The following is a 9,647-nucleotide window of genomic DNA, read 5'->3' on the forward strand; positions in this document are numbered from 1 at the left end:
TTAAGGTTTATAAATAATTTCAACGCCTTCTTCATCTTCTTCTGACCAGTCGTCCCAATCATCATCGTTTTCATCATCTGCCATTGCGTGTTGCGCCAGCTGAGTCTGATGATAATCATCCCATTTAAACGCCACTTCGGCAGGCTGTTCAAGCGCTTGTCCGGTTTCACGCGGATTGGCATCGATAAAGTCCATAATATCACGACACAGTGACTGTACCTGTTCGCCGGTTACCGCAGAAATCAGATAATAATCCTCTTCCCAGGCCAGACGCTGCACAATCTCCGCTGCACGCTGCTGCGCCTCTTCGTCGGATAACGTATCAATTTTATTAAACACCAGCCAACGCGGCTTATCCGCCAGCGTTTCGCTATAACGGAATAATTCCGTTTCGATAATGGCGATATTATCTGCCGGATCACTGCCGTCAATCGGCGCGATATCCACCAAATGAATCAGCACGCGACAGCGCTCCAAATGCTTTAAGAAACGAATGCCGAGCCCCGCCCCGTCAGCAGCCCCTTCAATGAGCCCCGGAATATCGGCAATCACGAAACTGCGGCTGGCGTCAACTCGGGCAACACCCAGGCTCGGCACTAAAGTCGTGAAAGGATAATCGGCAACTTTCGGTTTTGCCGCCGACACGGCGCGGATAAACGTGGATTTACCGGCATTTGGTAATCCCAGCATGCCAACATCAGCCAACAGCATTAATTCCAGCTGCAAATCCCGCTTTTCGCCCGGCGTTCCGTTAGTTTTCTGACGCGGCGCGCGGTTTACCGACGATTTGAAACGGGTGTTGCCCAAACCATGATAACCGCCTTTTGCGATCAACATTTTAGCGCCGTGTTCGGTCAAATCACCCAATACTTCTTTGGTATCATTATCGATCGCCCGCGTTCCCACCGGAACGCGTAAAGTAATATCCTTGCCTCGCCGTCCGGTGCAATCGGAACTGCGCCCGTTTTCGCCCCGTTCGGCGGCAAAGCGCTTTTCAAAGCGATAATCAATTAACGTATTCAGATTTTCATCCGCCAGCAAATAAACATCACCGCCATCACCGCCGTCACCGCCGTCCGGTCCGCCTTTTGGAATATATTTCTCGCGACGGAAACTGACACAGCCATTACCGCCGTCACCAGCCTCAACACGAATCAAGGCTTCATCAATAAACTTCATATTGTCTCCTCATGGTTTTCTATCTTATTTATTTTCGCTAAAAACTGACCGCACTTTGACTGAGCACCGGTTTAATCCGGGATTTTTATTTTCTGTACCGCCTTCGGCTTGATAAAACGGTGCCCAATTGCAGAAGTCATCGCTCCGAAGACCACCACCAGCGCACCAATATAGCTGATGGAATTTAATTCCGGTGCAGCGAAATGCTGCGGTAAAAAATAGTGCAGCAAATGGGAAAATAAAATGGTAAATAACGGCACCAGCGTAATCACTACGCTAACTTTCGCCACATCCCAACGATTCAGCGCTTCGGCATACGCGCCATAACCTATCAGGGTATTCAGGCAGCAATAAATAAAACATAGTAAGGTAAAGCCGCTTAAGGCGTTCACCTGCGCAACTTCAGCAAAGGGCGTAAACACAACCGCACAACCGAAGTAAATCATCAGCAGCACCTGCTGCGAGCTGAACCGACGCAGCATCAATTTTTGCGCTAAACCGTAAGTTACCCAGATAATTGATGCACAAACGCTTAAGATAACCCCGATAAAATAATCGTTTAAGCGAGTAAAGTCCTCAAATCGATCATTAAAAAACAGGCATAAACCGATAATCAGCACAAAAATCCCGATTTTCTGATGCAGCCCCAGTGTTTCCTTAAAAATAACAACCCCACAAAACAGCATCATAAATGACGATAAATGAATAAAGATCTGCGCTACTGCCGGCTCAATAAAGCGCAACGATGAGTTAAATAACGAAAAATTCCCCGCCAGCCCGAGAATACCGATAATCGCCAGTCCGACAAAATAGCGGTTGAGCTGGGAGAATTTCGGCAATTTCCCGCTTAAACCAAGCAGCAACAATAATGCCAGCGTCGCGACCAGAAAGCGATACCAAACAATAGTCAGCGTATCCATGGCGGTTAACACTTGTTTTAGGGCGAGCGGCAGCGATCCCCATGCCATTGCGGTGACTAACGCAAACATAAAGCCCAACAACGGTTGCTGTTTCATCTTGATTCCTTCAGTTACAATAATCTGACCAATTTTAATTTATGTCCTAATGCCGATAATAAGGCGCCCAACACAACGCAAAGCGCGCCGCAATAGCTTATCCAGTTTAGCTCGACTGCGGCAAAGTGCTGCGGGCTGATTGCCACCGCCAAATGAGAAAAAATCAACGTGAACACCGGAATCTGGGTCAAAATAGCGCTGACTTTCGCAATGTCCCAACGGTTTAATGCCTCGGCATAGCAGCCGTAAGCGATTATTGTATTAACGCCGGATAAAATTAGGCAAATCTGTTGAAAAGTATTCAATTCCACAATCTGTGGCACATCGGCAAAGGGCAGAAAAACCAACGCGCAACCGATATAAATCATTAACAGAATTTGCTGGGAATTCAAGCGCGCCAGTAATAATTTCTGTGCAATCGCATACACAACCCAGATAAAACTGGACAGCACAATAAATATTACCCCTTTGGAATACAGATTCAATTGCAAAAAATCATCCACCCGCTCATTAAAAAACAGCAGCAACCCCAAAATTAAAAACCCTAGCCCGATCTTCTGATGCATTCCCATTTTTTCTTTAAACAAAAAAACACCGACAATCAGCATAATAAACGAAGATAACGGACTGAGCACCTGACTTGTGGTCGGGGGAATATATTTCAGTGCCAGATTATACAGAAAAAAATTCACCGACAGCCCGACGATACCAAGCAGAATAAGCAGTGTATCTTTACCGCCCAAGCGACTGAACCGAAGTGGCTTACCGCTTAAACATAATAAGATAGACAACCCGACGGCGGCTAAAGCAAATCGATACCAAACCGACGTCTGAATATCCATTACCTGTACCACTTGCTGCACAAAAATAGGCAGCGAACTCCACATAAAAGCCGCTGTCAGCCCGAAAAGAAAGCCGGATAAAGGTTGTTTCATTGCTATCCTTTAATAAAAAAAGCCCCACAAACAATTTGTGAGGCATTTCGCGATTTATTGCGTGTTGCTGAAATTACTCGGTAACGATACTGACGTATTTACGATTTTTCTCGCCTTTCACTTCAAATTTCACTTTACCGTCCGCAGTTGCGAATAAGGTATGGTCACGTCCGATACCGACATTATTACCGGCATGGAATTTAGTACCACGTTGACGAACGATAATGCTGCCTGCTAAGACGGATTCCCCACCGAAACGTTTCACACCAAGGCGTTTAGCTTCAGAATCGCGACCGTTACGAGTCGAACCACCAGCTTTTTTAGTTGCCATCTACTTGATCTCCTCTGAAATTATGCTTGAATCCCAGTGATTTTCACTTCGGTGAACCACTGACGATGACCTTGTTGTTTACGGCTGTGTTTACGACGACGGAATTTAACAATTTTAACTTTATCGCCGCGACCGTGAGAAACCACTTCAGCCACTACTTTGCCGCCGGCAACAACCGGGGCGCCAATTTTTACATCTTCACCGTTAACGACCATTAACACTGAGTCAAACTCAACGGTTTCGCCAGTTGCGATTTCAAGTTTTTCTAAACGAACAACCTGACCTTCGCTGACTCGGTGTTGTTTACCGCCACTTTGGAAAACTGCGTACATAAATACTCCGCTATACATTGTGCTTATAATGTTAACCCATTCAGCACATCAAAATTCATATAAATAGGTCGCAAATTCTACGTAAAAAACGGGCTGATAGCAAGAACTTATTTACAATAAAATAAAAAATTTCCGATTTGTTCTGGTTTGATTTCAGAAAGCTTAGAAAATCAGGTACAATCAACCGCACTTTAGTCTTTTACTGATATTCGCGATGACAGAAAAAATCAATCTAATGGATATTCATGCAATCCAGACGCTAATCAACGAGGATATGCAAAAAGTAAACGCTACCATCTTGGCTCAGCTCAATTCCGATGTGGCGTTGATTAACCAGCTCGGCTATTACATTATTCAGGGCGGCGGCAAGCGTATCCGCCCGATGATTGCCGTTCTGGCGGCAAATGCGCTGGCATATTCTGGTGAAGATCACATAACCTGCGCGGCATTTATCGAATTTACGCACCCCGCCACTTTGCTGCATGACGATGTGGTTGACGAATCGGATATGCGACGCGGCAAACCTACCGCCAATAACGAATTCGGTAATGCGGCAAGTGTTTTGGTGGGCGATTATATTTATACCCGTTCGTTCCAGCTAATGACACAGGTGAATTCGTTAAGAATTTTAAAAATTATGTCAGACGCGACAAATGTCATTGCCGAAGGCGAAGTGCAGCAATTAATGAATGTCAACGACCCGAATATTACGGAAGAAAATTATATGCGGGTCATTTACAGTAAAACCGCCCGCTTATTTGAAGCAGCCACCCAATGTGCGGCAATCGCCGCCGGTGCCAGCGCGCAACAAGAACAAGCACTACAGGATTACGGACGCTATCTCGGCACCGCATTCCAATTGGTTGACGATGTACTGGATTACAGTGCCAATGCACAGGCGTTGGGTAAAAACGTTGGAGACGATTTAGCCGAAGGCAAACCGACACTGCCGTTGCTGCATGCCATGCGGCAAGGAACCCCAGTGCAGGCGGATTTAATCCGTCATGCAATCGAACAAGGCGGGCAACGTGAAATTTTAGCGCAGGTACTGGCAATTATGGCACAACACAACTCGCTGGACTACGCCATGCAACGCGCCCGTGAAGAAGCGCAAAAGGCCGTCGAAGCAATTGCGATATTGCCGCAAAGCGATTATAAAACCGCATTAATTTCACTGGCTTATCTCTCAGTAGAACGTGAATACTAACACGCGGTAAGAAACCTCACTTTCAACAAATACCCTTTAGCATTATGACAGAACAACATACGCCACAAAAACTAACGCGCAAAGGCAAAGATCCCAATGCGCCGTTCATTCGCCCGCAACTCACTCTACCGGACGGATATCATAAACTATTGCTGCATTCCTGCTGCGCGCCCTGTTCGGGTGAAGTGATGGAAGCCATTCATGCCTCCGGTATCGACTTTACCATTTACTTCTATAATCCGAATATTCATCCGCTGAAAGAATACCTGATTCGGAAAGAGGAAAATATTCGTTTTGCGCAAAAATGGGGCATTCCATTTATTGATGCCGATTACGACCGGCAAAACTGGTTCGATCGTGCCAAAGGCATGGAAGATGAACCGGAGCGCGGCATTCGCTGTACCATGTGCTTTGATATGCGCTTTGAAAAGGCGGCGCAATACGCACATGAAAACGGCTTTCCGGTATTTACCAGCTGTCTGGGCATTTCTCGCTGGAAAGACATGAATCAAATTAACGGTTGCGGTCACCGCGCGGCAGCCAAATATGATGATGTGGTTTACTGGGATTACAACTGGCGCAAAGGCGGCGGTTCGCAACGAATGATCGAAATCAGCAAGCGTGAACGGTTCTATCAGCAGGAATATTGCGGCTGCGTTTATTCCCTGCGCGATACAAATAAATGGCGCGAAAAAAACGGTCGGCAGAAAATAGAAATCGGCACGCTGTTTTATAACGCAGATTAATGTTCAAAACAGATAAAAAAATAACCGCACTTTGGGGAATGCTCAAAGTGCGGTCGTTTTTTGACAGGTTTACGACATGATTAAGCGCGTTTTGTCTGTGCTTTTTTCACTAAAATAACCGAAAGCGTAAATGCGACACAGAAAGAAATCAGCATGCCGATGCAATACATTGCCAGACTATCCGGTTTAATCGACGGAATGCCCAGTAACCCGGCCGCCCCCAGCGCCTGCGCTTTGACATTAAAGAATGCGATGAAAGCACTGGATAAACCGGAACCGATCATCGCCGCTAAAAAGGCCTGACGATACCGTAAGTTCACCCCAAACATGGCAGGTTCGGTAATTCCTAATAATGCCGAGACGCCGGATGGAATCGCCAAACCGCGCACTTTAGGATCTTTCAGGGCAAAAGCCACGCCCAAACAAGCGGCGCCCTGTGCAATATTCGACATCGCCGCAATTGGGAAGATGAAAGTGCCGCCGGATAGCGCCATATTGGATAACAATTGTGTTTCAACGGCGATAAAGGTTTGATGCATACCGGTGATAACGATAGGCGCATAGAAAGTTCCGAACACGCCGCCACCAACAAAACCAAGCGTATCATATAACCAAGTGAGTCCTTTGGTAATCAAATCGCCGGCTTCACGCCCCAACGGACCAATGACGGTAAACGCCAATAGCCCAGCAATAAACAGGGAAAACAGCGGTGTAATCAGATTATCCAGATATGACGGTACGAATTTACGGAAAGTTTTTTCTAAGCTCGCCAGTACCCAAGCAGAAACCAGCGTTGGAATTACGGTGCCCTGATAACCGACTTTTTCAATTTCCAGCCCTAATACATTCCAGTAGGTAATCTTTCCTTCGGCAGCGGTTAACGCATAATTCCAGCCGTCAGCCAACGCCGGATGAACCAAAAGCATCCCTAATGCCGCACCAAGAAACGGATTACCGCCAAATTTGCGCGTTGCGGAAAATCCGAGCAGCACCGGCAAAAAGACAAACGGTGCATTTGCGATAGTATTAATAAAATCAACCAAATCGGAGATTGCGGCATATCGGTCAACCACGGAAAAACCGCTGATTGCCTGCCCGGCATCACGCAACTCTTGCGGAATAGTCCAGAAAAACCCTTGTGCGGTGAGCATACTATGAATACCCATCAATAAACCGCCGGCAACAATTGCCGGGATAATTGGCACAAAAATATCCGCTAATCCTTTGACAATCCGCATTAACCAGTTTTGGTTTTCTGTGCTAGCCGCAGCAACTTCATTTTTAGTCATATCGCCCATATTAAGCAGCGCAGACATCTCGGCATGCACCTTGTTGACCGTACCGGAACCGAAAATAATTTGATACTGACCGGATACTGAAAACTGTCCTTTTACGCCTTCAATGTTTTCAATGGCCTCTTTATCAATTTTAGACTCGTCCTTCACGACGATGCGTAAACGGGTCGCACAATGGGCTAACGCGCTGATATTGTCCTTGCCACCAAGTTTGTCAATCACTTGTTTGGCAATATTAGGGAAGTTCATATCGTTCTCCTGGAGGGTTGATGATAAAATTTGTCAGCAAATTCTAACTAAAACGGTTAAGCTATTCTAGCAAAATCAAGAGAAAATCACTGTTTCGTGATCTATTTCTAAAAAACCGGCAAAAATCACCGCACTTAAGCACAAAACAATGCAACCCGAACTGTTCAGTTCAATTTTCAAATCAGGTATTATCAAGCCACTGTTCCAGCCGTTGTACATCCGCCTGCCAATTATCGGCCAAGGCCTCAATCCAATCGACAATTTTCGCATGCCACTGTTCGGCATCCGGCGTTTGTGCCTGTGCGGCAATGTGCTGAATGCGTTTTAAACCAATAGACGCAGCGGCACCCTTGATTTTGTGCGCCACAGAGGCCACTTCGGTTCGGAGGTTTGAGCGCTGATAGTCTCGGTAAGCGGTTGATAATTCATCAAGATAAGCAGGCATAGTCTGTCGGAATAGCAAGACATTCTTTTTTATAAATTCCGTATCCAGAATTTCACGCAGTTCGTTTAACATTGCAATATCAAGAAATTCGTCATCCTGCCACTTATTATTCTGCTCCTGCGGCGTCAGCACTAAAGCGGGCTTTATTTCTTCGCCGAAATACTCTTGTAAACAGTGAGTGAGTTCATCTAATGACAAAGGTTTGCGCAAAACATCATCCATGCCTTTTTGGCGATAGGTCTGTTTGCTTTGCATGACATTAGCCGTTAACGCGATCAACGGCGGCAGGAAATCATAGGTGCCCTCTTCATAATTTCGCCGCAAATGCGCCGCCACATCAAAACCGGACATATCCGGCAGCTGAATATCAAGCAGAACCAGATCATAATAATTATGCTCGAATTTTTCTATCGCCTGCTGTCCGCTCATTGCCACATCAACGGAATAACCGAGTTTTTCCAAAACGGATTTAGCCACGACGATATTCACTTCAATATCCTCGACTAATAAGATGGATAAAGTACTCGGTATATTCTGCGTTTCTTCCCGCGGCTTAGTAACCTCCTGCGCTCGTAACGTAAACAAAAAGGTCGAACCCTTTCCCGGTTCGCTGGTGACAGTCAAATCACCTTGCATTAAACGCGCTATGGTCCTGGAAATAGCTAGCCCGATACCGCTGCCTGCCCGCTGGTGTGAATCGGATTTCACCTGATAATACATAGTAAAAATATTTTCCAATTCTTGCGGCGCGATGCCGATGCCAGTATCGGAAATGGCAAATGAAAATGTTTGCGCATCGAGGCGACGCACATCCAGCTTAACCCGCCCTTGCGGCGTAAATTTAACAGCGTTACTAATCAAATTCCACAGCACCTGACTTAATCTTGCGCTGTCGAGCATCAGCCAATCGGGCAAATCGGGCGCACAATACATCTCAAATTTTAATTTATTTTGCTCCGCCATCAGAGTGGCGAAATTGGCAATATCACTTAAAAAAGAACGGAGATCAGTCTCTCTACAATTTAATTCAATCCGTTTCGCATCAATTTTTTCCAAATCCACAATGTCACTGAAAATATGCCCGAGTGATATGGCGCTCATGCTGATCGTTTTCAGATAATCCCGCTGTTGTTCATTAAGCGGTCCGTCCAACAGAATGCGGCTTAAACCGATAATACCGTTTAACGGCGTGCGCAATTCATGGCTGATCGTCGTCATTAATGCTGTTTTATTCCGATTGTTCCGCTCCAGATCATTGAGGGCGACAGAAAGTTTCCGCTCGGCGAGAATACGTTCGGAAACCTCCGTACGCAAATTATCCACTAACTTGGCGAGATCAAGTCTGGATTTTTCCAGCCGTTCCACTAATAGAGTAAAAAAATAAATCACAAAAGGCGCAGAAAACAGCCCGAATATTACAGAGCGGGCAACATCATCCCAATACACGGTGCCGACAATAGAAAGGCTTAATAATATCTGAATGAATAAAGCAAAAACAGCCAGAACGCAAACGCCCAACAAGGAAAATTTAAAGCGCCCTAAACGAATCACCCAATCTACATATTTTTTTGCAAAATATCTTACATTTTTCATACAAATCAAAAAACGAAACCAACTTGCCAATCATTCTATCACTGTTGTTAAAAACTGCATACTTTATGCCATAACACAATGAAAATTCGCTAAAAACGCCCCGCACTTTTTCTAAGCAGCATAAAAGTGCGGTGTATTTTTCGGTTGTTTGATGGATTTGCCGGAGGGGGCGATTGTCTGGTATGGATTTTTCGGTTTTAAACATTTACCTTGAATATTCCAGTTAATGAAAACTAAATGCTGTTTATCCGTTTAATGTTGCCGCTTCGCCGAATATCGCCCATAAAAAAACCACAAGCGCTTGCTTGTGGCTCTTCTT

At 45.5% G+C, this 9,647-nt stretch carries 8 protein-coding genes and 1 pseudogene; 2 read left to right on the top strand and 7 right to left on the bottom strand.

Annotation, left to right across the window (positions count from 1 at the left end; translation table 11 throughout):
- The 5 genes from cgtA to rplU all read right to left on the bottom strand — a co-directional run bounded on the left by cgtA (nucleotide 1) and on the right by rplU (nucleotide 3,793).
- Entirely contained in the window at nucleotides 1-1,179 is a 1,179-nt protein-coding gene (gene cgtA, locus BN3349_RS07040) for an Obg family GTPase CgtA (protein ID WP_040976634.1), read from the bottom strand.
- Nucleotides 1,180-1,250: 71 nt separating this feature from the next.
- On the bottom strand, nucleotides 1,251-2,195 hold the full coding sequence (locus BN3349_RS07045) for a DMT family transporter (RefSeq protein ID WP_040976635.1): 945 nt from the start codon (nucleotides 2,193-2,195) through the stop codon (nucleotides 1,251-1,253).
- A gap of 14 nt (nucleotides 2,196-2,209) precedes the next feature.
- The gene (locus tag BN3349_RS07050) at nucleotides 2,210-3,130 is read right to left on the bottom strand and encodes a DMT family transporter (protein WP_040976636.1); all 921 of its coding nucleotides are present in this window, start codon (nucleotides 3,128-3,130) and stop codon (nucleotides 2,210-2,212) included.
- A gap of 73 nt (nucleotides 3,131-3,203) precedes the next feature.
- The gene (gene rpmA / locus BN3349_RS07055) at nucleotides 3,204-3,461 is read right to left on the bottom strand and encodes a 50S ribosomal protein L27 (RefSeq protein ID WP_032093525.1); all 258 of its coding nucleotides are present in this window, start codon (nucleotides 3,459-3,461) and stop codon (nucleotides 3,204-3,206) included.
- A gap of 20 nt (nucleotides 3,462-3,481) precedes the next feature.
- A complete protein-coding gene (gene rplU / locus BN3349_RS07060; RefSeq protein ID WP_032093524.1) occupies nucleotides 3,482-3,793 on the bottom strand; it encodes a 50S ribosomal protein L21 in 312 nt (103 codons plus the stop codon).
- A gap of 235 nt (nucleotides 3,794-4,028) precedes the next feature.
- On the opposite strand from rplU, the gene ispB reads away from it, so the two are divergent.
- Together ispB and BN3349_RS07070 are read left to right on the top strand one after the other, a co-directional pair.
- On the top strand, nucleotides 4,029-5,000 hold the full coding sequence (gene ispB, locus BN3349_RS07065; RefSeq protein ID WP_040976652.1) for an octaprenyl diphosphate synthase: 972 nt from the start codon (nucleotides 4,029-4,031) through the stop codon (nucleotides 4,998-5,000).
- 86 nt (nucleotides 5,001-5,086) lie between these two features.
- Nucleotides 5,087-5,746 (top strand): annotated as a pseudogene (locus BN3349_RS07070) (epoxyqueuosine reductase QueH); the annotation flags it as partial.
- A gap of 80 nt (nucleotides 5,747-5,826) precedes the next feature.
- Here BN3349_RS07070 and BN3349_RS07075 read toward each other — a convergent pair.
- Both BN3349_RS07075 and BN3349_RS07080 read right to left on the bottom strand, forming a co-directional pair.
- Complete coding sequence (locus BN3349_RS07075) at nucleotides 5,827-7,290, bottom strand: sucrose-specific PTS transporter subunit IIBC (RefSeq protein WP_040976638.1); 1,464 nt, start codon at nucleotides 7,288-7,290, stop codon at nucleotides 5,827-5,829.
- Nucleotides 7,291-7,471: 181 nt separating this feature from the next.
- The gene (locus tag BN3349_RS07080) at nucleotides 7,472-9,328 is read right to left on the bottom strand and encodes an ATP-binding protein (protein ID WP_040976639.1); all 1,857 of its coding nucleotides are present in this window, start codon (nucleotides 9,326-9,328) and stop codon (nucleotides 7,472-7,474) included.
- Between the last annotated feature and the right edge of the window lie 319 nt (nucleotides 9,329-9,647).

Source organism: Necropsobacter massiliensis, assembly GCF_000827595.2.
In the GTDB taxonomy this organism is placed as follows: domain Bacteria; phylum Pseudomonadota; class Gammaproteobacteria; order Enterobacterales; family Pasteurellaceae; genus Necropsobacter; species Necropsobacter massiliensis.